The organism is Ruegeria sp. YTSC325 (assembly GCF_059609525.1).
In genome coordinates, this window is sequence record NZ_JBXWLY010000002.1 from 302,408 (window position 1) to 324,721 (window position 22,314).

The window sequence follows — 22,314 nt, forward strand, 5'->3', positions numbered from 1 at the left end:
ACGCGCATGTCCGAGGCCAAGCTGCGGATCGACAAATGGCTGTGGCAGGCGCGGTTCTTCAAGACCCGCAGCCTGTCGGCCAAACAGGTCAGCGGCGGCCATGTGCGCTTGAACGGCAACCGGGTGCTGAAACCGGCGACAGCCATCAGCCCCGGAGACGTTCTGACCTTTCCGCAGGGCCGCATTGTGTGTGTTGTGCGGGTGGAAAAACTGGGTGAACGCCGCGGCCCGGCCCCCGAGGCACAAACGCTATATACGGATTTGACCGAAAAGCAGGACAAGCCGCCGCGAAATCCAAGCTTTGAAGGAAAAGGTCGTCCAACCAAGAAAGATCGGCGCGCGCTTGATCTTTCTCGCAATCTCGATAGCTGATCCTATCTTGAAGCTGACGCCATACTGATTTAGCTAGACGTCCAAAGCGCAAACGGGAATCCGAACATGACCTACGTTGTCACTGAAAACTGCATTGGCTGCAAATACACCGACTGTGTCGAAGTGTGCCCGGTGGATTGTTTCTATGAAGGTGAAAACACGCTGGTCATTCATCCGGACGAATGCATTGACTGTGGCGTTTGCGAACCCGAATGCCCCGCCGACGCCATCCGCCCGGACACCGAGCCGGGCATGGACCAATGGGTCGAGTTCAACCGGAAATACTCGGAAATGTGGCCGGTTATCATTACCAAAAAAGACCCGCTGCCCGAAGCCGAAGAACGCGACGGTGAAGAGGGTAAAATGGAGAAGTATTTCTCGGAAGCACCGGGTGAAGGCGGTTAAGCGATTCGCCGCCTAAACTCTTTAGTTTAAGAGCAAGAAATCCTCTTAACATTTTGTTTTTATTTAAATTTAGTGCTTTGTCTATCCGCGCTGCTTTCGTGTGTCGCATTTTTGTGATATACTTGGTAGCTGAATGATGACTGAGCTGGGGATGACTCCGTAAGTATGTACGCTTTGGAGTTTTGATTTTTAGACAAACAAACCGCCTGACCGGGCCAGAGTGGCGCGGGTTGGGGCGTATTGTTGTCTGTTGTCCAGCTCATTTAACCAAGGATGAACCTGTATGTCTAAGTCGAAAAAGCTTGAGTTCCGCCCGAACGATTATGTTGTCTACCCAGCCCATGGCGTGGGACAGATCATCTCGATCGAGGAGCAGGAAGTCGCGGGATATTCGCTCGAGCTGTTCGTGATTTCTTTTGAAAAAGACAAGATGACCTTGCGCGTTCCGACCAACAAGGCAACAGAATCTGGCCTTCGGTCGCTGAGTTCACCGGACGTCATTAGCCAAGCGATGAAAACCTTGAAGGGTAAGGCCAAGGTCAAGCGCGCAATGTGGTCGCGTCGGGCGCAGGAATATGAACAGAAAATCAACTCAGGCGACCTGATCTCGATCGCCGAAGTTGTCCGCGATCTGCACCGCACCGATGATCAGCGCGAACAAAGCTATTCCGAACGTCAGCTGTACGAGGCTGCGCTTGAGCGTCTGACCCGTGAAGTTGCCGCCGTTTCAGGGGCAGGCGAGGTGTCTGCGGCCAAACAAGTGGACGAAGTCCTGACATCGCGCGCCGCCTAATCGACCTACTACAAATTTCGATGGGCCGCCTGTATCACAGGCGGCCTTTTCCGTTTGACGGGCTTGGTGAACTGAGGAAAATCCGCTAATTTCCGTTTGGGTAGAGGCGGATAGATGGCAAGGATAAAGAAAACTCTCAGGTATCTATATATCGGCCACGATCCGGTGTCGGTCTGGTTCCGATATTGTCTGATCCTGTTCGACGCCGGAACTATCGTTTTCTTTATTGCCACGGCGCATATTCCTCATGGTCCCGGAATTTCAGCCGCCAGCATGATCGTGGGCTTTTTGATCCTGTTGGATTTTTCTGCCCGTCTGTGGATCGCAAAGAAACCCTGGCAGCTTTTCTTCAAGGTTTACACACTGGCGGATGTGGTAGTCATTCTGTCTTTGATGCTTGACCCCCTGATCACTGGTAATCTGGCGTTTTTGCGTATTCTCAGGGCTTTGCGCTTGATTCATTCGTATCACTTGCTGCGAGACCTGCGCCGTGACAGCTCGTTTTTCCGCACACATGAAGATGCGGTGATCGCGGCGATCAACCTTTTGGTTTTTGTGTTCGTGACCTCGACAGCTGTTTTGGTATTCTTCATCCCTGAGAACAGCCAGACAGCCTATATCGACGCGCTGTATTTTACGATGGCGACGCTGACCACCACTGGCTTCGGGGACATCACATTGGCCACTCCGGGTGGTAAACTCTTTTCAGTTTTCATTATGGTGGTCGGTGTTGCGCTATTTGTGCGTCTCGCGCAGGCAATTTTCATGCCGCAGAAGGTGCGCTACAAATGCCCGAGTTGCGGCCTATTCCGTCACGACCCCGATGCAGTTCATTGCAAACACTGCGGCGAGGTGCTGCGGATTGAGACAGGTGGCTCGTCCTAAAGCAAAGTAACCAATGTCAGCAGCATAGCGATTTCAGAGATTTGCTGAGTCGCGCCCAGTACGTCGCCTGTCTGACCGCCGATCTTGGACCTTGCGACCATTGCCAGAGCAAAAACTGCCAGCGCGCTCAACAGAACGGCCGCTAAAGCGGAAATCCCGATCAGAACTGCGCAAATCCCGAACGCCAATCCGACGCCGCCCGCGACAATAGATATCTTTGGGGCGCCAACCGATTGGCTCAGCCCCGACCCTCGTGCATTCGGTAAGCTGGCCATAACAGGAGGCATCATCGCGCGCGACCAGACACTTGCGGCCAAAATTGCCGAGAAATACTGGGCCGCGAGCAGCGTCTCGATCAAGGTGACGCGTAAGAAAAGTGACATGATCAACGCCAAAACGCCATACGTGCCAATGTGGCTGTCCTTCATGATCTCCAGCCGACGTTCGGGGGTGAAGCCGCCCCAAAACCCGTCAACTGTATCTGCCAGGCCATCCTCGTGCATGGCGCCAGTGGACAGAATTAGTGCGGTTACCACCAAAATGGCGCTGGCCGTGGCGTTCAGCCCGATTGACATCGCAGCCCAACCTACACAGCAGGCCAAAGCGCCAAGAATAGCTCCGACGAAAGGAAAGGCCCATGCAGCGCTGGCCTGTCGCGCAAATACCTGCGAAGGCAGTTTGGGGACGGGCAAACGCGTCAACAGGACCAAAGCCAGCGGAATATCCCACAAGGAAATGGGCACCGTGTCGTTTTTTGCCATTTCCACGCCTTTCAGGGTCTTGTTGGATGGATTGCTTCGGTTAAACACACAGGACCACTCTGATGCAACGAGGCTTTGGATGCTGCCTGAACTTAAAGACCTAAATTCCTTTCGAGATGCCCTTCTTCGTGCGCCGGGCCCTGATCAGGACGCTGTGAACGGAGCCGCAGACCGAAATGGGCAACTGACCAAGCCACCCGGCGCATTGGGGCGGCTTGAGGATCTGGCCATCTGGTATGCGGGTTGGCGCGGGGATGCGCGGCCACAGATTTCGGCACCGCAGGTGATTGTTTTCGCCGGAAACCATGGCGTAACGGCGCAGGGTGTGTCTGCATTTCCACCGGAAGTCACCGTTCAGATGGTGATGAACTTTGAGCATGGCGGAGCGGCCATCAACCAGCTTGCCAAGTCGGCTGGAGCGACCATGGATGTACATGCGCTTGAGTTGGACCGTCCAACAGCGGATTTCACCGCGGGTCCTGCGATGTCTGAGGCCGAGGTGTTGGCCGCGCTTCGCACAGGGTGGGACGCGGTAGACGCAACCGCCGATCTGTTGGTGGTTGGCGAGATGGGAATTGGCAACACCACCCCGGCTGCCGCAATTGCCTGCGCCTTGTTTGGCGGTGACGCTGCGGACTGGACGGGCAGGGGCACCGGTGTAGACGACGCTGGTCTTGCGAATAAAACCCGTGTTGTGGCCGAGGGCGTTGTGCTGCATGGCGGCACGGGTGATGGGATCGAAATTCTGCGCCGTCTCGGCGGACGCGAGATCGCCGCCATGGCTGGAGCGATCGCGGCAGCGCGGGTATTGCGTATCCCGGTCATCTTGGATGGTTTCATCTGCTCGGCCGCCGCTGCGTGTTTGGCGGATGTCGCCGACGGCGCGTTGGATCATTCCGTCGCTGGACATCAAAGTGCCGAAGGTGCCCATGGCGCGGTTTTGGCAAAGCTGGGCAAACAGCCGCTGCTGAACCTTGGTTTGCGACTAGGCGAGGGATCGGGTGGCGCTCTGGCGATCAATATCCTCAAAAGCGCAGTGGCCTGTCATTCTGGCATGGCAACTTTTGCCGAGGCGGGCGTGTCAGACGGTTGATCTTATGGCCTGACCCTTTGGGTCACGCTGACTTTTTGGCGTGTTTTTCGGCCAGTTCCAACAGCTCGGTTTCGAGATCCTTTTCGAACTGTCGGGCCCGTTCGATGTATTTCTTGTTCTCGGCTGTCGGCATTCCGGGAATCCAAAGCTCGGCCAACTCGCGTACCGACATCCTGTCGTGATGATAGAAGGTCTGTTCGGCCTGCGCGGCCTCGTATTCGCTCAGGCCGATGTTTTCCAGAACATACCGACCAGCACGCAGTGATCCGTCAAACATCTCGCGCACGATATCATTGGCGCCAGCCTGATACAGTTCATAGACATGGGTTCTGTCCCGGGCGCGGGCGATAATGTGCAAATCGGGTCGCTGACGACGTGCGAACCCAACCAGACGAGTAACTTGTTTAGGATCGTCCATCGCGGCCACCAAAACAGCAGCTTTTTCCAGGCCAGCGGCGCGCAGCAGTTCAGGACGGGTGGGGTCGCCCAGAAACCCTTTGACGCCGAACCGACGCATCAGTTGGACCGTCTCAATGTCGTGGTCCAAAACGACCGTCTTGGTCCCACTGGCCTGAACCAGCCGGTTGACGATCTGACCGAAACGGCCAATCCCGGCAATGATCACAGGGCCTTTTTCATCTATCTCATCGGGTTCGGGTGTCGGAGCGCCGTCGCTCATCCGGCGCGACAACAGGTCATAGATGATGAACAGAAGCGGCGTGATCAACATGGTCAAAGCGATGATCATCAGCAGCTTTTGTGACAAATCTGGAGGGATGACGTTCTGCTGGGTCGAAAAGGCAAGTAGAACAAACCCAAACTCGCCCGCTTGCGCCAGCCCCAGCGTGAACAGCCAATGATCGCGACCACGTAATTTAAACGCGCGGCCGACCAGAAAAAGAATGATCCCTTTGACGAGGATGACTAAAAGGGCCAGCCCGATCAGATCGAACGGATCATTGAAGAAATAGGCGACGTCAATTCCGGCCCCGACGGTGATGAAGAACAGGCCCAGAAACAAACCCTTAAAGGGTTCCAGATCGCTTTCCATCTCATGCCGGAATTCCGAGCTGGCCAGCACTACCCCCGCCAGAAACGCACCGAGGGCCGGGGAAAGGCCAACCAACGTCATCAAAAAGGAAATCCCGACAACGATCATCAATGCCAATGCCGTATACATCTCACGTAGGCGCGTAGCATGGATAAAGCGGAATAGGGGGCGGGTCAGGTAGACACCAGCCAGAATGACAAAGGCAATGGCACCGATAGTGACCAATGTGACGGCCCAGCCCGGCAGGCCTTCGACCAGTGACAAGCTGTGATGCGCCTTGTCGTGAAGGTCCGTTGCGGCCCTGTTTATGGAACCGTCATTCTGAATTTGCGGAATCGCCGGCAGGGCCAGCAACGGTAGCAGCGCAAGGATCGGGATCACTGCAATGTCTTGCGTCAAAAGCACCGAGAAAGTCGCGCGCCCTCCGTTCGTTTGCATCAAGCCTTTTTCGGACAAGGTTTGCAAAACGATCGCTGTTGAGGACAAAGACAAGGTCAAACCGACTGCCAGTGCCACGGACCATGGATGATTGGCGTAGATGGCAACGCCCGCGATCACTCCGGTAGACAGCAAAACCTGAAGGCCACCTAATCCCAGCAAGCGCTCGCGCATGTCCCACAAAGCGCGGGGTTCCAGTTCCAGCCCGATCAGGAACAGCATCATGACCACGCCGAACTCGGCCACATGCTGCAGGCTTTCGGTTTCGGCGCCGACCAGTCCAAACATGGGCCCTATGACGATCCCTGCGGCCAGGTATCCCAAGACCGAACCAAGCCCCAGGCGCGCCGACAGCGGCACAGCGATCACGGCGGCAGCCAGATAGATCGAAGCCTGGTAAAGGAAATCGTCCATATTATCCTCTTTGGGTCAGGTAGGCAGGGGCGCGTCGCGCTTGAGTTGGTCCATAACGATCTGGCTTTGCACACGTGCTACCGCAGGATGCGGCAGTATCACCTGATGAAGCAAGCGATTGAGGGCGGATAGATCGTCGCAATAGACATGAAGCAGGTAATCTGCCTCACCTGTCATCGTCCAAGCGCTGGTGATTTCGGGCCGGGTGTCGACCATGCGGGCAAAACTTTCGGATTGTTCCGGACCGTGAGTGCCGAGATGGACCTGAACAAAGCCTTGTACCTGCAGCCCCAGCTTCAGCGGGTCCAGACGCGCGGCGTAGCCGGTGATGTATCCTTCAGCCTCCAGCCTTTGACGACGGCGGCCGGCTTGACTGGGCGACAGGTTCAGCATCTCACCCAGCTGATGCGCCGTCAGATGCGCATTTGTCTGAAGTGCTGATAAGAGTCGCGTATCGGTGGAATCCAGCATATGCGGACTTCTTTCGTAAAAATCTGTTTTGGTGCGGACATCGCGCGTTTCCACCTAGTTTACTCGAAAACAATGCGCAGAAACAGCGCCGAATAAGGCGTATTTTGGAATCAGCAAAGAAATTCCTGTTTTCACGGAGACGCGCCATGGGACCCTTCCCGCATAACGCCCCGAAATCCGCCATCAGCAACGAAAACCCCGCCGGAACCGACGGTTTCGAATTTGTCGAATTTGCCCATCCCAACCCGCAAGAGCTGCGTGATCTTTTCACCAAGATGGGCTTTGAGTTGGTCGGTCACCATAAGACGAAGCCATCGGTGGAACTGTGGCAGCAAGGCGATGTGACTTACATCCTCAATGCGGATGCGGACAGTTTTGCAGCTAATTTTGTTACAGAACATGGCCCTTGTGCACCGGCGATGGGGTGGCGCGTCGTGGATGCGCAAAAAGCCTATGAACACGCGGTCAGCAAGGGCGCCGAGCCCTATGATGCTGCGGACAAAACGATGGACGTACCTGCGATCAAAGGGATCGGCGGGTCTTTGATCTATTTCATCGACCAATATTATGAGACGTCTCCCTACAACCAAGAGTTCAAGTGGACCGAACAGTCCAAGCCGCGGGGTGACGGGTTTTATTACCTCGATCACCTCACCCACAACGTCTACAAGGGAAATATGGACAAGTGGTTCAAGTTTTACGGCGATTTGTTCAACTTCCGTGAGATCCGCTTTTTCGATATTCAGGGTAAGTTCACAGGGCTTTACAGCCGCGCGCTGACATCGCCCTGTGGCCGTATTCGCATCCCGATCAACGAAGATCGCGGCGAGACCGGGCAGATCGTCTCTTATCTGAAAAAGTACAAGGGTGAAGGCATCCAGCATATCGCCGTCGGCAGCGAGGATATCTATGCGTCGACGGATGCGATTGCCGAAAAGGGTTTGAAATTCATGCCCGGCCCAAACGAAGCGTATTACCAAATGTCCAAAGACCGCGTGGTCGACCACGAAGAGCCACTGGATCGGATGATGAAACACGGCATTCTGATCGACGGCGAAGGCGTTCTGGACGGTGGCGAAACGCGGATCTTGCTTCAGATTTTCTCAAAAACAGTGATTGGGCCGATATTCTTCGAGTTCATCCAGCGCAAAGGTGACGATGGATTTGGCGAGGGCAACTTTCAGGCGCTGTTCGAATCCATCGAGCGCGAGCAGATCGAAAGTGGTGAAATATCAGCGGCTTGAGCTGGTTATCAAATGCGTAAATTGGGCGGCGCATCACCTGTGTCGCCTTTAACTTCTGGGCATTTTCAGCGTAACGTTCTGACCGCGTTTTTGATATCGCAATTCGCTGTCACCGATCGCGACAACGTTGCCGCCATCAAGACGATCCCCAACCTTCAGCTTTTTGTAGCGCCCGCTGGGCAACCGCACCAACGCTCGACGGTTTGCCGGGGTGCCATACACGCCTATGAGATTCAGTTTTCGCAGGTTGATTGCGTTGTCGATCGTTGCCTGCCGCGCAACCGACGCCGATGACGGAATTTTCGGGGCCACCGCCCGCGGTTGGAAAGTGTCAGGTTCGTTGGTGCTTCGCTGTATCGCAGCGGTCGACCCAAGACTGACTGCGGTGGTGCTTGCAGGTCGGGTAACACCAGCAGGACGCGGTTTCGGGCGCGGGACGCGAACAACCGCCAGCGCGGTTGGTGTTTCGTCTACCTGTGGGCGTTGTTGCAACGACGCCGGACGTAGCTTGGGCCGAAGAACCGCCAATTCGGCAAGAGTTCGACCGCCAAGTTGCTGCCGTTCGAACCGTTCTATCAGATCGGATGGACGAGGGTTGGGCCGCAGCTCTGCCAGTCTGGTCGTTGGGTCTTCTTCAATTGGTTCCTGTTCGAAACGGACTGGTACTTCTGGCGGGACTTTTGACGGTCGGCCAAGGAAAACTAGAACACCGTCCGGATTCAGCGTGCCTTCTGCTGTTGCGCTCACAAGTCCGCGTTCGTCCAGATCAAACCGCGTCCCTGAGGCGCTGGGTTCGCTGGGTTGGGAGTATACGTCTCCCATCGCAAAGCTGGTCACCAATGGCGGAGCCACGGCATCGCGCGACAGGTCTGATCGATCGGTTGACGCTATAAATTGGGCATCAGGCGATTCCGACGCAGGACCAGACAGAGGCTCAACCGAGCCTATTTGCGCGCCAGCATGCAGCTGCTCTGGTTCGGGGGTTGTTTCAATCGGCTCGACTTCGGTGGGTGCAATCTTCAAAGCCTCAAGAATGGCGGCATCGGTCGGAGAAACCTTGGGCGCTTTGGGATCGGTGTCTTCAACTGAGGTTTCTGGTGCCGGTTCGACAACGGTCAATTCAGTTGGCTTTTCAGCTGGTTCGGTTTCGGCTGTGATCGGGGACGATTCCGGTGTTTCTGCTTCCGACACGGCGGTTTTGGATGGTGCCTCCTGCGCTGCTTCTTCGACAAGTGCAGTTTCCGGTAGAGTGACATCATCATCACCCGACCCAAGGAAGGCCCACATCAAAACGGCGGCGATACCCAGAGCAGCCGCGGCGCTGATAGGTATACCGTATCCTTCAAGACGGTTTGAAAGTGACGCCTCGTGGTGCTCTGCAGCCGCAGCTGCGCGGAATTCCGTTGGCTTTTCTTCGGCCGCGATCGCGTGCACCGGAAGCGCCGAAACGGGAGTCTCTTCTGCGGGGGCCGGGTTTCTTGGTGCCAGGAATTGAGGCTCGGACGGGTAGCCCTGCTCGTCGGTGTTGGTCGTGACCTGGGTCGGAACAAAGCCATAGTCGTTGGCGAATGCCATTGCCTCATCCAGCGTCTGCCGGGCGATCGCTGCCACATGTATCACCGCGCCGTCGGTTGCGGTGTCGTATCTCAGGTCTTCAAGCGTATAGGGCGTCGCATCCGTTAACGCGGTCTGAACCAATAGGCTCTGTCCTTCGGCATCTTCATCGCCGGTTCCAAGGCTAAGGAGCCGAACCTGATCGGCCGGCAGGACCAGCTTGCAATTCAGGTCATTTTCCAGCGCGAATCCTTTGTCGCGCAGTGCTTTGACCTGATCCGAAAAATCCGGGGCATCCAGCGAGACATCACCAACGCAGAACCAGTCACCATCCGAAAAGTGGTGCAAAGAAATTCCGGCAGTAGAAAAAGACAGCGCAAAAGCGGGTTTCATAATCCGGAAGAACCATAATTGTCATCGTCTAAGCAGACAGTCATTCTGTCCGCAGACTGACATTAAAGCAGGATCTTGCCGAGGGAAAGAAAAAGCCGGGTTTCCCCCTTGTTCGGCAGACCGTTGCCACCCCATGTTTATGACAAAGAGATCGGAGGGAAGACCTTGAAGAAATACGCTTTTTTAGCGGCTTTTATGGCTGCAACGGCGGCAGGGATGGCCCGTGCGGAAGAACGTCGCATTACTGTCGACGCCCTTGGGACCGCTCTGGCAGTGCCCGATATGGCGACCATAACACTGGGAGTGACACACGAGGATGCCGAGGCCGCGAACGCGATGCAGGCGACGTCCGACGCGGTGTCGGCAATATTGGCGCGTCTGGAGCAGATGGGCATTGAAGCACGGGATGTCCAGACAAGGGATCTGTCGCTCTCGCCGGTTTGGTCGGGCCGAAATAACCCCAACGGCGACCGACCCGAGATTTCGGGCTTTTCGGCATCAAACCGAGTATTCGTACGGGTTCGTGACCTAACACAACTGGGTGCCGTAATGGATGCCGTCATCCAAGATGGCGCAAATGACTTCGGGGGGCTGAGCTTTGGTGTTCAGGACCCTAAACCGCTTGAGGCGCAAGCCCGCGCCAAAGCTGTGGCAGAAGCAACTGCCAAGGCAGAGCAACTGGCGCAGGCTGCCTCGCTGACTTTGGGACCTGTGCAACAAATCAACGAGCATGTCGGAGGTATCCGCCCTGCCGCGCAGATGCGCGAATTCAAAGTTGCGGATTCGGCGGGGGTTCCGGTGGCAGGCGGTGAGATTTCAGTCTCGGTCAATGTCACGATGGAATTTGCGATATCCGAATAAATACTACTCTGCCGCTCGGGCCTGCAGTGTGTGACGCTGCTGGCCCGATTGGTCGAAGTTTTCTGGCGATAGCCATGTTTCGAATGCAGTCTGGATGCGTGGCCATTCACTATCCAGAATTGAATACCACGCGGTGTCCCGGTTGCGCCCTTTATAGTAGGTTGCCTGGCGAAAAATGCCTTCGAAGGTAAAGCCCAACCGCTCGGCCGCGCTACGTGAGGGGGCATTCAGGGCGTCGCATTTCCACTCATAGCGCCGATAGCCAAGCTCATCAAAGACGCGGCGCATCATCAGATACATGGCCTCGGTGGCCAGAGGGGTGCGCTGCAACAAGGGTGAGAAATGAATGTACCCGACCTCGATGACCCCGGCGTCGGGCTGAATGCGCAGATATGTGGCATGCCCAACCGGAGCTCCATCGCCGTCAAGCACCGTGTGAAACAACGGGTCTGCGCTGTTCTCAGCCCAAACCATCCAATCTGCGAAAGCCACTTCAGATGTTATTGGTTCTTCGGGCAGATAGGTCCAGTTTCGACCGTCCTTGTCTTCGGCAAACGCCCGGTACAGACCGGACGTATGCTGTTTCGCGTCCAAAGGCACCACTGAACAGAACCGACCCTGCATGCCCGTGCGAGCTGGCGTCGGGCGAGGAAACTCACCCGAGACCGGCATGCCCACGGGTTGGCCAAGTGAGTTCATCGTGTGCCGCGGCATGATTTAGGCAGTCGCCTTTGCCAAAGCCTGGTCCAGATCCGCGATCAGGTCATTGACGTCTTCGATCCCGATCGAAACGCGAACAACCCCCGGACCGGCCCCTGCGGCCTCTTGCTGTTCGGGTGTCAGCTGACGGTGCGTGGTCGAGGCCGAGTGGATGATCAGCGACCGCGCATCGCCAAGGTTCGCGACGTGGCTGAAGATCTCCAGCGCGTTCACAAGTTTGACGCAGGCGTCATAGCCGCCCTTTACAGCAAAGGTGAACAGGGCACCGGCACCCTTGGTGTATTGTGCCTTGACCCGGTCGTGATAGGGCGACGAGGGCAGGCCCGCATAGGTCACATAATCGACGCGGTCGTCCGCCTCGAGCCAGGCCGCGATCTTTTGTGCGTTCTCGACATGACGCTCCATCCGCAGCGACAGGGTCTCGATCCCCATCAGCGTGTAGTGGGCGGCTTGCGGGTTCATGGTCATGCCCAGATCGCGCAGACCGATTGCGATGCCGTGGAAGGTAAAGGCGAGCGGGCCAAAGGTCTCGTGGAATTTCAACCCGTGATAGGCTGGCTCGGGCTCGCTGAGCGAGGGGAACTTGTCATTCGCTGACCAGTCGAATTTGCCCGAATCCACGATGCAGCCGCCGGTGACGGTGCCGTTCCCGGTCAGGTATTTGGTGGTCGAGTGCACCACCAGTGTCGCGCCCTGTTCAATGGGGCGGCACAGGTAAGGTGTTGCCGAAGTGTTGTCGACAATCAGCGGTACGCCGGCTTCGTCGGCGATGTCAGCCATCGCCCGAATATCGGTCACATAGCCGCCGGGGTTCGAAATGGATTCACAGAACACTGCACGGGTGTTGTCATCAATCGCGGCTTTTACCGCCTCGGGATCGTCCATGTCGACGAATTTAGCGGACCAGCCAAAGCGTTTGATGGTCTGGCTGAACTGAGTCACCGTGCCGCCGTAAAGGCGGGTCGAGGCAATGACGTTACAGCCCGGTCCCATCAGCGGGAACAGCGCCATGATCTGCGCGGCGTGACCCGAGGAACAACACACAGCCCCAACGCCGCCTTCCAGCGTGGCGACGCGTTCTTGCAGAACGGCCACGGTCGGGTTGGTCAGGCGGGAGTATATGAAGCCCACTTCTTGCAGGTTGAACAGCGCAGCGGCGTGATCGGCGTCGCGGAACACGTAAGCGGTGGTTTGGTAGATTGGCGTTTGGCGCGCACCTGTCGCCGGATCGGGACGTGCGCCCGCATGAATCTGAAGCGTGTCGAAACCGTAGCTTGGGCCGTCAGACATTCTGGAAATCTCCCGTTGATTTTTTGGTTGCAGACTCTGTAGGCGATTGACGGGCTGCGCACAACAATCCTGTCAGCGCATCCATAGGCCTTTTGCCTTGATTTTGTTACGTATAGCCTGCTCGCGTTGGGGCAGGTTGTCTCGGTCGAACATCTCGCGGATCTTGTGACCCTTTCGCTGAATGACCAGCTTTCGGATCGGCTCATACCCTTTGAGCACTTTTTTGATGCGGTTTGGCGCTACCACCGTCTCCAGCAGCTCGACCACATGGTCGCTTTCACGTGCGTAAAGCAGTGGGAACAGGCGATAGTGACAGCTCACGGTGCCATCCAACAGGCCGTGGGGCAGGGCGTCTCGCCCCCCGCCAAGGGAATGGATCACCAAGGGCAGAGCGATCTGGTCAAGCCAGGGGTCCAATGTCTGGCCGGCCAGCTCTGGGATATCTTCATCCCGGATAGTGCGCGCATAGTCACGGAACCTGTCGCCAAAGATGCGGGGGCAGGAATGGAAGAAATAACCAGCGTTAAAGTACAAATACCGCCGCCAATAATCATGCGGTTGGCTTGTGTCGACCGAACTTTCGAAATCAAGATTGAACCTGTGATAAAGCGCCTTCCAGATACCATCATATCCGGGCCCATAAAGCGTTGGGTGTGGCCATGTCCCCTCGACTTTCAGCGATGCACCGGGGTGGGCAAAGTCGAAGGGAACGGCGTTCAAATCTCCGGTGATCAGCGTGTCACTGTCGAAGAATACAAATGGCTCGCCTTCTGGCAAAGCCGACAACGCCTCAATCTTGTTCCCATGCGGGTAAGTCTGGCCAAAGACCTGATTTTCAAAAGGCAGCAGCTCGGCATCCAATTGGCGCAGCGCTTTAAGGATATCTTCGTCCTGGATGCTGGGATCTTGTGACCATCGTTGGCTGGGTTGTGGAATAGCGACAAACAGGCGGCCGGCGAAATCGGGGCTGCTGTGGCGCAAAGAGGCGGCAAACAGCAATGCCTCGTATTGCAGCCGGTTATTCTGGCCAATGATGACAATATTGAATTTCGAAGGGCTGGCCTGCATCGGTCGGTGGTCGTCGCTCGTATTATCTGTTGGCGGCACAGTACGCAGGGTATGCAGACAAAACCAGATGTGAAGACGATCGCATGATGCAAAAATTGAAAACCGGCATGATGCCCCCATCTTAGGCTGAGATGTCCAGAAGGAGATACCGCATGAGGGTCAACGCAGATTTCACAAAGCGCGTCGCCGTCCACTTTGATCAGAACGAATGGGTCGCGTCCCCCGCAGCCGGGGTCGAGCGAAAAATGCTGGACCGTATCGGTGAAGAAGTTGCCCGCGCCACTACAATCGTACGATTTGCGCCGGGCAGCGCGTTCGCTGCGCATACCCATGATGGCGGCGAGGAATACCTGGTTCTGGATGGAGTGTTTCAGGACGAAACAGGCGACTTTCCGGTCGGCAGCTATGTGCGCAACCCGCCGACGTCCTCTCATACGCCCTCGGCCAAGAACGGCGCGACGATTCTGGTCAAGCTGCATCAGTTCGACCCTGCAGACAGAACCGAAGTGCGCCGGTCAATCGAGGGGGCAGAAAAACTCCAGCTGTTCAAGGATGACCTTGAGGACGTGCGGGTTCTCAGTTTGGCGCCGAATGAAGCGCTGGATTTGAATGCCGAAAAGGGGCTCGAGCTGTTTGTCATCGAAGGCACTGTTCGGGAATCGGATGAGGCGTTTTCCGATTGGGATTGGCTTCGCTTGCCGCCCGGCACCCACTCCGTCGCCACGGCAGGAGAGGCCGGCGCACGGGTCTGGATCAAGTCTGGGCATCTATCGCAGATGGTTTGAATTTCGCCGCTGCATCAAAAACAGGCATATTTTTCCGAAAACCGGGCCGCTGAGCCCGGTTTTTTGATTTTTTGACCATTTGGCAAATTTTACCAATTGATAAAATTTCAGACTGTGGCAAGCTGATCCCATAACAACCATATCTACAGGGAGTAGAGCGATGGCACAGGGCCAGATGGCCCCCGGCATTGTCTCCGGGCGGCTTTCCAGCGATGAGCTGACCTCGAATTTCACGGATCTGCATCCACCACTGGCCCCGCACGAGGCTGCCGTGGCTGCTGATCGGTGCTATTTCTGCTATGACGCGCCGTGTGTGGCGGCTTGTCCGACCGAGATCGATATCCCGCTGTTCATGCGGCATATTCAGGCCGGGCAGCCCGAAGCAGCGGGCGAGACCATTCTGGCGCAAAACATTCTGGGCGGTATGTGCGCCCGCGTATGTCCGACCGAGACACTGTGTGAAGAAGCCTGTGTACGCGAAGCTGCCGAAGGGGCTCCGGTCGAGATTGGGCGTTTGCAGCGTTATGCGACCGATAGTGTAATGGCGGGCGGGGCGCATCCGTTCGACCGTGCCGCGCCGACCGGAAAGACCGTCGCGGTGATCGGGGCAGGGCCCGCTGGGCTGGCCTGCGCGCATCGGCTGGCGATGCTCGGGCATGACGTTGTCATTCACGAAAGCAAGCCCAAGCCCGGCGGCCTGAACGAGTACGGGATCGCAGCCTATAAATCGACCAACAACTTCGCGCAGGCCGAGGTGGATTGGCTGATGCAGATCGGTGGTATCACGATTGAGACGGGATCGGTTCTGGGCGAGACGATCTCGCTGGATGGGCTGTCCACGAATTACGACGCGGTGTTCCTGTCGATCGGTCTGGCAGGGGTGAATGCCCTGCGCGCCGGTGGCGTCGACAAAGACGGCGTGCGCCCGGCGGTCGAGTTCATCTCGGACGTGCGGCAGGCCAGTGATCTGGCGGCATTGCCCGTGGGGCGCAATGTCGTTGTCATCGGTGGTGGCATGACCGCTGTTGACGCGGCGGTAAAGTCCAAGCTGCTGGGGGCCGAGCATGTGACCATCGCTTATCGCCGGGGCCGCGACGCCATGGGTGCCAGCCGGTACGAGCAGGACTTGGCGGCTTCGCATGGGGTCAAGATCATGACTAACGTGCAGCCCGTGGCCGTGCATGGAAACGGCGCTGCGGCTGAGATTGAGCTGGAGTATACATCTAGCGAAGGTGGGCAACTGACCGGCACGGGCGAGGTAATCCGCCTGCCTGCAGATCAGGTGTTGAAAGCGATTGGTCAGACGTTGGAGGGCGCGCCCGAAGGGCTGAAACTCGACGGTAACAAGATCGCTGTCACGGGCGCGGGGCGTACCTCGATCACGGGTGTCTGGGCCGGAGGCGACTGCGCTGCCGGCGGCGAAGACCTGACCGTGACCGCTGTAGCCGAGGGCCGCGATGCGGCAATGGATATCCACGCAAATCTGACCGCGTGAAAACTGGATTTGGGATGCTGAGTGGCATCAGGAGGGCCGGATAAATGGCTGATTTAAAAACTAACTTTCTGGGAATCGAAAGCCCGAACCCGTACTGGCTGGCCTCGGCGCCGCCGACTGACAAAGAATACAACGTCCGCCGCGCGTTCGAGGCCGGATGGGGCGGTGTGGTCTGGAAAACGCTGGGGTCCGAGGGGCCTCCGGTGGTGAACGTAAACGGGCCTCGGTACGGCGCGATCTATGGCGCGGATCGGCGGTTGCTGGGTCTGAACAATATCGAGTTGATCACCGATCGTCCGCTTGAGGTGAACCTTGAAGAGATGGCGCGGGTCAAGGCCGATTACCCGGATCGCGCGCTGATCGCTTCGATCATGGTTCCGTGCGAGGAAGAGGCGTGGAAAGCTATTCTACCACGGGTCGCCGAAACCGGGGCAGATGGGATCGAGCTGAACTTTGGCTGTCCGCACGGCATGAGCGAGCGTGGCATGGGATCTGCTGTCGGCCAGGTGCCGGAATATATCGAGATGGTCACCCGGTGGTGCAAAAAATACTATGACCGCCCGGTGATCGTGAAGCTGACGCCAAACATCACGGATATTCGCAAACCTGCCGAAGCCGCAAAGAATGGCGGCGCTGATGCGGTGTCGCTGATCAACACGATTAACTCGATCACCAGCGTCAATCTGGACACGTTCAGCCCTGAACCTTCGATCGACGGCAAAGGCAGCCACGGAGGGTATTGCGGCCCGGCGGTGAAACCGATTGCCCTGTCGATGGTGTCCGAGATTTCACGGGCTCAAGCGACGCATGGCCTGCCGATTTCCGGCATCGGGGGCGTGACTACATGGCGCGATGCGGCCGAGTTTATGGCGTTGGGTTGTGGTACAGTTCAGGTCTGCACTGCTGCGATGACCTATGGCTTTAAAATCATCGACGAACTGACCGCCGGGCTGTCGAAATGGATGGATGAGAAGAGGTACAAAGACGTCTCTGAAATTGTTGGTCTGGCTGTGCCAAACGTGACGGATTGGCAGTATTTGAACCTCAACTACGTCGCAAAAGCAAAGATCGATCAGGACCAGTGCATCAAATGCGGCCGTTGCTACGCTGCGTGCGAAGACACCAGCCATCAGGCGATTTCAATGTCTGAAGACCGTGTTTTTGAGGTGATGGACGATGAATGCGTTGCCTGCAACCTGTGTGTGGATGTGTGTCCTGTAGATGGGTGTATTTCCATGGAGCCGATGGCCGCGGGAGAGGTAGACCCACGCACTGGCCGCGAAGTGCAGCCCAACTATGCGAACTGGACGACGCACCCGAACAACCCGATGGCCAAAGCGGCTGAGTAATCACAAAAAAGGGGCCGGCAATCGGCCCCTTTTATCAGGGCGTCAGAAGTTTGCGATAAAGTGTATCGATAAAGGGTTCAGCGCCTTCGAACGGGTCTTCATCAGCTAGTATCGCACGGACCTGAACATCAAAATCCGCATAATGCTGAGTCAGTGCCCAGATCGAAAAGATCAGGTGATAAGGATGCAGTTTTGCAATTTTACCCTGCTCCATCCATCTGATGAGAATAGCGGTCTTTTCATCGACCAGCGACTTGAGGTCACTCGACAGAGCCGCATGAATTCTGGGGGCACCCTGAACCAGTTCGTTGGCAAACAAGCGGCTTTCTCGCGGCAGGTCGCGGCTCATTTCCAGCTTGCGGTGGATGTACGAGAGCATCTCTTGCATCGGATCGCCCGCTTCGTCCAAATCGTGCAAAGGGGCCAGCCAGACGTCTAGCAGGCCGGACAGCAGGGCGGTATGAATCGCTTCTTTCGACGGGAAGTAATATAGCAGGTTTGGCTTGCTCAGACCCGCTTCGGCCGCGATTTGATCCACGGTTGCACCCCGGAATCCGTGCGCTGAAAACACGTTTAATGCGGCCTCGAGAATCGCGGCGCGGTTCTTTTTCTGAATACGGGTCGGGGCGCGGTCTTTAGGCATGTTTTCAGGCTGTCTCTTTTTCCGGCATTCGGGCGTGAAATAGGTCAAAAAATCTGGCGGTGTCCTGCAATTTCTTGACTGATCTCGAACCCGTGATAGCGTGAGTTTGACCAGATGGTCAAATCAAGACACCAAAAGCGAGCCAAATCGCAAGCGACAGGGAAGAACAAGATGGCAGCTCCGGCGCAGAACCTACGGATTAATGGCGACAGGTTGTGGGACAGCCTGATGGAGATGGCCAAAATCGGCCCCGGCGTAGCCGGTGGCAACAATCGTCAAACCTTGACGGATGAGGATGCCGAAGGCCGCGCCTTGTTTCAAAAATGGTGCGAGGATGCGGGCTGTTCGATGGGGCTCGATCAGATGGGCAACATGTTCGCCCGGCGCGAAGGCACAGACCCGGACGCGCTGCCGGTTTACGTAGGCTCGCACCTGGATACGCAGCCGACGGGCGGCAAGTATGACGGTGTGCTGGGGGTTCTGGGCGGGCTGGAGGTCATCCGCACGCTGAATGATTTGGGGATCAAGACGAAACACCCCATTGTTGCAACCAACTGGACCAACGAAGAGGGTACCCGGTACGCGCCAGCCATGCTGTCATCGGGCGTGTTTGCCAGAGTGCATACGCAGGATTGGGCGTATGCGCGCGAAGATGCCGAAGGCAAGGCTTTTGGTGATGAGCTTCAACGGATTGGCTGGCGTGGAGACGAAGAGGTTGGCGCGCGCAAGATGCATGCGTTCTTTGAGCTGCATATCGAACAGGGCCCGATCCTTGAGGCCGAGGGCAAGGATATCGGTGTGGTCACTCATGGTCAGGGCCTCAGCTGGACGCAGATCACGGTGACGGGCAAGGATGCACATACCGGTTCGACTCCGATGCCCATGCGCAAGAATGCCGGGCTGGCGATGGCGCGCATACTTGAGAAAGTGGATGAGATCGCATGGTCCCATGCGCCTCATGCAGTTGGGGCGGCGGGGCATATCGATGTGTTCCCGAACTCGCGCAATGTGATTCCGGGCAAAGTAGTGTTCACGGTCGATTTCCGCTCGCCCGATCTGGAGGTGATCAAGGATATGGAGGCGCGTCTGCGGGTCGCGGCTGAGGATATCGTGGATGAAATGGGCCTGCAGATCGAGTTCGAGAAGGTGGGTGGGTTCGATCCGGTGCAATTCGACGAAGGGTGCGTGGCCGCAGTGCGCGATGCGGCTGAGCGGCTGGGCTATTCACATACGGATATCATCTCGGGCGCGGGGCATGATGCGTGTTGGATCAATCGTGTGGCACCGACGGCCATGGTGATGTGTCCGTGCGTGGATGGGTTGAGCCATAACGAGGCCGAAGAGATCAGCAAGGACTGGGCAGCAGCCGGGACGGATGTTCTGTTTCATGCGGTCGTTGAGACGGCGGAGATCGTGGAGTAGGGGGCGCTGCCCCCGTTGCCCCCTGGGCGACTCCCCCGAGGTATTTTTAGCCAGATGAAGCAAGCGGCGCAGACCGCGTCAGGGAGATTAGAATGAGCACTGTTATCAAGAATGGGACCGTCGTAACCGCGGATCTTTCCTATAAAGCAGACGTCATGGTCGAGGACGGGGTGATCACCGAAATCGGCTTGGATCTGAAGGGCGACAAAGAGCTTGATGCGACTGGCTGCTATGTCATGCCGGGTGGGATTGATCCGCATACTCATCTAGAGATGCCGTTCATGGGCACCTATTCCAGCGATGATTTTGAAAGCGGGACGCGGGCTGCTTTGGCCGGGGGCACCACGATGGTGGTGGATTTCGCGCTGCCCAACCCGGGTGAGAGCCTGCTGGATGCGTTGAAGCGTTGGGACAACAAATCGACGCGTGCGAATTGCGATTATTCGTTCCACATGGCCGTCACCTGGTGGGGCGAGCAGGTGTTCGACGACATCAAGACCGTGATCGAGACGCGCGGGATCAACACGTTCAAGCATTTCATGGCCTATAAAGGCGCGTTAATGGTGAATGATGATGAGCTGTTTGCCTCGTTCAAACGTCTGGCTGAGCTGGGCGGGATCGCCATGGTTCATGCTGAAAATGGCGATGTGGTGGCTGAGCTCAGCGCCAAGCTGCTGGCCGAAGGCAATACAGGGCCCGAGGCGCATGCCTATTCCCGGCCGCCTCAAGTTGAGGGCGAGGCCACGAACAGGGCCATCATGATCGCCGACATGGCAGGTGTGCCTTTGTATGTAGTGCATACCTCGTGTGAAGAGGCGCATGAGGCCATTCGTAGGGCCAAGATGAATGGTAAGCGGGTGTGGGGTGAGCCTCTGATCCAGCACCTGACCCTGGATGAGAGTGAATATTTCCATCAGGATTGGGACCACGCGGCACGCCGGGTCATGAGCCCTCCGTTCCGCAATAAGCAGCATCAGGATAGCCTGTGGAACGGGTTGCATTCAGGAACGTTGAGCGTGGTGGCCACCGACCATTGCGCCTTTACCACCGATCAGAAACGCTATGGCGTGGGTGATTTCACCAAGATCCCCAACGGGACCGGCGGGTTGGAAGATCGGATGCCAATGCTGTGGACCTATGGTGTAAACACCGGGCGTCTGACGATGAACGAATTCGTGGCTGTCACTTCAACAAACATCGCTAAGATCATGAATTGTTATCCGAAAAAGGGTGCGATTCTGGTTGGGGCTGACGCGGATATCGTTGTTTGGGATCCCGAAAAAACCAAGACGATCAGCGCCGAGACGCAGCAGTCCTCGATCGACTACAACGTGTTCGAAGGCAAAGAGGTCAAGGGCTTGCCACGCTTTACCCTGACACGCGGTCAGGTGGCCGTACATGACGGGGAAATCCGTACGCAGGAAGGTCATGGCGACTTCGTAGCGCGCGAGCCTAACGGGCATGTGAACCGGGCGCTGAGCACTTGGAAAGAGTTGACCGCACCGCGTCCGGTCGAGCGGACGGGTATTCCGGCGACGGGGGTTTAAGAGTTGACGCAAAGCACAGAATACCCAACTGCGATTCAGTTTATTGCGTTCGCGGTTCTCGCCACGCTAATCGCTGTGCTCGCGTTTTGGGTAATTGGTGCAATGCTCGCACTGCCCAAAATTGGGCTAGCGAACTTGCTTCCCAGCCTGCTGTCGATGTTAACGCTTACTTTGCTGCTCGGATGGCCAATATGGGGTCCGATACTGCTTTGCGCGCTATTTCCGGGTTGCGTTGTTTTTGTGGCGATGCGTCGCGTCGTCACCAGACTTCCAATCGGTCGCCGCGGGCCTACACTGATCGCGGCAGTAGCTGTATCCGTGTTTTCCTGGACTGGCGCTGGCATACTGTTTTGGGCTTTCAGTTCAGCTAGTCAGCCCTTTGGGAATGCCTTCCTGTTAATTTTCGGAGTCCCTGCCGCAATGATTGCGGCGTGTGTCACACTGCCTATTCCTGAGTAAGAAATGCCAACCGATCCAAACAACAATTCCGCAGTCGTAGAAGCTGCCAATCTCGACCTCACCTTCCAAACCAATGATGGCCCGGTTCACGCGTTGAAAGATGTGAACTTGACCATCGACAAGGGCGATTTCGTCAGTTTTATCGGCCCCTCGGGCTGTGGCAAGACCACCTTCCTGCGCTGTATTGCGGCGCTTGAGACGCCAACCGGGGGAACACTGACCGTCAACGGCATGACCCCGGATGAGGCGCGGCGGAAACGGGCCTATGGCTATGTGTTTCAGGCCGCTGGGCTGTATCCGTGGCGGACCATCGCCAAGAACATCAAACTGCCGCTTGAGATCATGGGCTATTCGGCGGCCGAACAGGAAGAACGGGTCAGCAAGGTTCTGGAACTGGTCGATCTGGCGGGCTTTGGTGGCAAATTCCCGTGGCAGCTGTCGGGCGGGATGCAGCAGCGGGCCAGTATCGCGCGGGCGCTGGCCTTTGACGCCGATATCCTGCTGATGGATGAACCCTTTGGCGCGCTCGACGAAATCGTGCGCGATCACCTGAATGAACAGCTTTTGGCGCTGTGGGCGCGGACGGGCAAGACCATCGGATTCGTGACGCATTCGATCCCGGAGGCGGTCTATCTCAGCACCAAGATCGTGGTGATGAGCCCTCGGCCCGGGCGGATTACGGATGTGATCGACAGCCCTCTGCCCAAGGAAAGGCCTTTGGATATCCGCGACACGCCCGAGTTTATTGAGGTCGCTCATCGCGTGCGTGAAGGGCTGCGGGCGGGGCATTCGGATGACTAG

21 protein-coding genes are annotated in these 22,314 nt (G+C 57.0%); 13 read left to right on the forward strand and 8 right to left on the reverse strand.

From position 1 onward, the window contains the following. Positions 1-6: 6 nt before the first annotated feature. The 4 genes from AC2FF7_RS04295 (at position 7) to AC2FF7_RS04310 (ending at position 2,455) form a co-directional block, all read left to right on the forward strand. Entirely contained in the window at positions 7-372 is a 366-nt protein-coding gene (locus AC2FF7_RS04295) for an RNA-binding S4 domain-containing protein (protein ID WP_480867379.1), read from the forward strand. 66 nt (positions 373-438) lie between these two features. Continuing rightward, the gene (fdxA, locus tag AC2FF7_RS04300; RefSeq protein ID WP_170352843.1) at positions 439-777 is read left to right on the forward strand and encodes a ferredoxin FdxA; all 339 of its coding nucleotides are present in this window, start codon (positions 439-441) and stop codon (positions 775-777) included. A 283-nt stretch (positions 778-1,060) separates the two neighbouring features. Then, complete coding sequence (locus tag AC2FF7_RS04305) at positions 1,061-1,570, forward strand: CarD family transcriptional regulator (RefSeq protein WP_170352844.1); 510 nt, start codon at positions 1,061-1,063, stop codon at positions 1,568-1,570. 114 nt (positions 1,571-1,684) lie between these two features. Beyond that, entirely contained in the window at positions 1,685-2,455 is a 771-nt protein-coding gene (locus AC2FF7_RS04310) for an ion channel (protein WP_170750707.1), read from the forward strand. Here the strand turns inward: AC2FF7_RS04310 and cobS are convergent. Continuing rightward, positions 2,452-3,216 carry an adenosylcobinamide-GDP ribazoletransferase gene (cobS, locus tag AC2FF7_RS04315; RefSeq protein ID WP_480867381.1) on the reverse strand — a complete coding sequence of 255 codons (765 nt, stop codon included), beginning with the start codon at positions 3,214-3,216 and terminating at the stop codon, positions 2,452-2,454. The two genes, AC2FF7_RS04310 and cobS, sit on opposite strands and share 4 nt — an antisense overlap. 79 nt (positions 3,217-3,295) lie before the next feature. Between cobS and cobT the strand changes: the two genes are divergently transcribed. Then, positions 3,296-4,309, forward strand: coding sequence for a nicotinate-nucleotide--dimethylbenzimidazole phosphoribosyltransferase (gene cobT / locus AC2FF7_RS04320; RefSeq protein WP_480867382.1), 1,014 nt, complete (start codon positions 3,296-3,298; stop codon positions 4,307-4,309). 22 nt (positions 4,310-4,331) lie between these two features. Here the strand turns inward: cobT and AC2FF7_RS04325 are convergent, their stop codons facing one another. Further along, on the reverse strand, positions 4,332-6,212 hold the full coding sequence (locus AC2FF7_RS04325) for a monovalent cation:proton antiporter-2 (CPA2) family protein (RefSeq protein WP_170352848.1): 1,881 nt from the start codon (positions 6,210-6,212) through the stop codon (positions 4,332-4,334). Positions 6,213-6,227: 15 nt separating this feature from the next. Further along, positions 6,228-6,683 carry an Lrp/AsnC family transcriptional regulator gene (locus AC2FF7_RS04330; protein WP_170352849.1) on the reverse strand — a complete coding sequence of 152 codons (456 nt, stop codon included), beginning with the start codon at positions 6,681-6,683 and terminating at the stop codon, positions 6,228-6,230. Positions 6,684-6,829: 146 nt separating this feature from the next. On the opposite strand from AC2FF7_RS04330, the gene hppD reads away from it, so the two are divergent. Further along, on the forward strand, positions 6,830-7,927 hold the full coding sequence (gene hppD / locus AC2FF7_RS04335) for a 4-hydroxyphenylpyruvate dioxygenase (protein WP_480867383.1): 1,098 nt from the start codon (positions 6,830-6,832) through the stop codon (positions 7,925-7,927). 48 nt (positions 7,928-7,975) lie between these two features. On the opposite strand, the gene AC2FF7_RS04340 is transcribed toward hppD, so the two are convergent. Then, positions 7,976-9,874, reverse strand: coding sequence for a hypothetical protein (locus AC2FF7_RS04340; RefSeq protein ID WP_496905243.1), 1,899 nt, complete (start codon positions 9,872-9,874; stop codon positions 7,976-7,978). Between the two features lie 165 nt (positions 9,875-10,039). Here AC2FF7_RS04340 and AC2FF7_RS04345 point away from each other — a divergent pair, with 165 nt between their 5' ends. After that, positions 10,040-10,735: an SIMPL domain-containing protein gene (locus AC2FF7_RS04345; RefSeq protein WP_496905244.1), complete on the forward strand. Its 696-nt coding sequence runs from the start codon at positions 10,040-10,042 to the stop codon at positions 10,733-10,735. 3 nt (positions 10,736-10,738) lie between these two features. On the opposite strand, the gene AC2FF7_RS04350 is transcribed toward AC2FF7_RS04345, so the two are convergent. The 3 genes from AC2FF7_RS04350 to AC2FF7_RS04360 all read right to left on the reverse strand — a co-directional run bounded on the left by AC2FF7_RS04350 (position 10,739) and on the right by AC2FF7_RS04360 (position 13,813). Continuing rightward, a complete protein-coding gene (locus AC2FF7_RS04350) occupies positions 10,739-11,449 on the reverse strand; it encodes a GNAT family N-acetyltransferase (RefSeq protein ID WP_496905245.1) in 711 nt (236 codons plus the stop codon). Positions 11,450-11,452: 3 nt separating this feature from the next. Beyond that, positions 11,453-12,745, reverse strand: a complete 1,293-nt coding sequence (locus tag AC2FF7_RS04355; RefSeq protein WP_480867389.1) for an O-acetylhomoserine aminocarboxypropyltransferase/cysteine synthase family protein — start codon at positions 12,743-12,745, stop codon at positions 11,453-11,455. 72 nt (positions 12,746-12,817) lie between these two features. Next, the gene (locus AC2FF7_RS04360; RefSeq protein WP_480867390.1) at positions 12,818-13,813 is read right to left on the reverse strand and encodes a GT-B fold glycosyltransferase domain-containing protein; all 996 of its coding nucleotides are present in this window, start codon (positions 13,811-13,813) and stop codon (positions 12,818-12,820) included. Between the two features lie 152 nt (positions 13,814-13,965). Between AC2FF7_RS04360 and AC2FF7_RS04365 the strand changes: the two genes are divergently transcribed. The 3 genes from AC2FF7_RS04365 to preA all read left to right on the forward strand — a co-directional run bounded on the left by AC2FF7_RS04365 (position 13,966) and on the right by preA (position 17,442). After that, complete coding sequence (locus AC2FF7_RS04365; RefSeq protein ID WP_480867392.1) at positions 13,966-14,598, forward strand: cupin domain-containing protein; 633 nt, start codon at positions 13,966-13,968, stop codon at positions 14,596-14,598. Between the two features lie 160 nt (positions 14,599-14,758). Beyond that, the gene (locus AC2FF7_RS04370; RefSeq protein WP_480867394.1) at positions 14,759-16,093 is read left to right on the forward strand and encodes an NAD(P)-dependent oxidoreductase; all 1,335 of its coding nucleotides are present in this window, start codon (positions 14,759-14,761) and stop codon (positions 16,091-16,093) included. Between the two features lie 44 nt (positions 16,094-16,137). Further along, on the forward strand, positions 16,138-17,442 hold the full coding sequence (preA, locus tag AC2FF7_RS04375) for an NAD-dependent dihydropyrimidine dehydrogenase subunit PreA (RefSeq protein ID WP_496905246.1): 1,305 nt from the start codon (positions 16,138-16,140) through the stop codon (positions 17,440-17,442). Positions 17,443-17,476: 34 nt separating this feature from the next. On the opposite strand, the gene AC2FF7_RS04380 is transcribed toward preA, so the two are convergent. Next, complete coding sequence (locus AC2FF7_RS04380) at positions 17,477-18,085, reverse strand: TetR family transcriptional regulator C-terminal domain-containing protein (protein ID WP_170750733.1); 609 nt, start codon at positions 18,083-18,085, stop codon at positions 17,477-17,479. Between the two features lie 171 nt (positions 18,086-18,256). Between AC2FF7_RS04380 and AC2FF7_RS04385 the strand changes: the two genes are divergently transcribed. From AC2FF7_RS04385 to AC2FF7_RS04395, 3 genes are all read left to right on the forward strand, one after another. After that, positions 18,257-19,507, forward strand: a complete 1,251-nt coding sequence (locus AC2FF7_RS04385) for a Zn-dependent hydrolase (RefSeq protein WP_480867397.1) — start codon at positions 18,257-18,259, stop codon at positions 19,505-19,507. A 92-nt stretch (positions 19,508-19,599) separates the two neighbouring features. Then, a complete protein-coding gene (gene hydA / locus AC2FF7_RS04390) occupies positions 19,600-21,054 on the forward strand; it encodes a dihydropyrimidinase (protein ID WP_170352863.1) in 1,455 nt (484 codons plus the stop codon). 462 nt (positions 21,055-21,516) lie between these two features. Continuing rightward, positions 21,517-22,314: an ABC transporter ATP-binding protein gene (locus tag AC2FF7_RS04395; protein ID WP_170750737.1), complete on the forward strand. Its 798-nt coding sequence runs from the start codon at positions 21,517-21,519 to the stop codon at positions 22,312-22,314.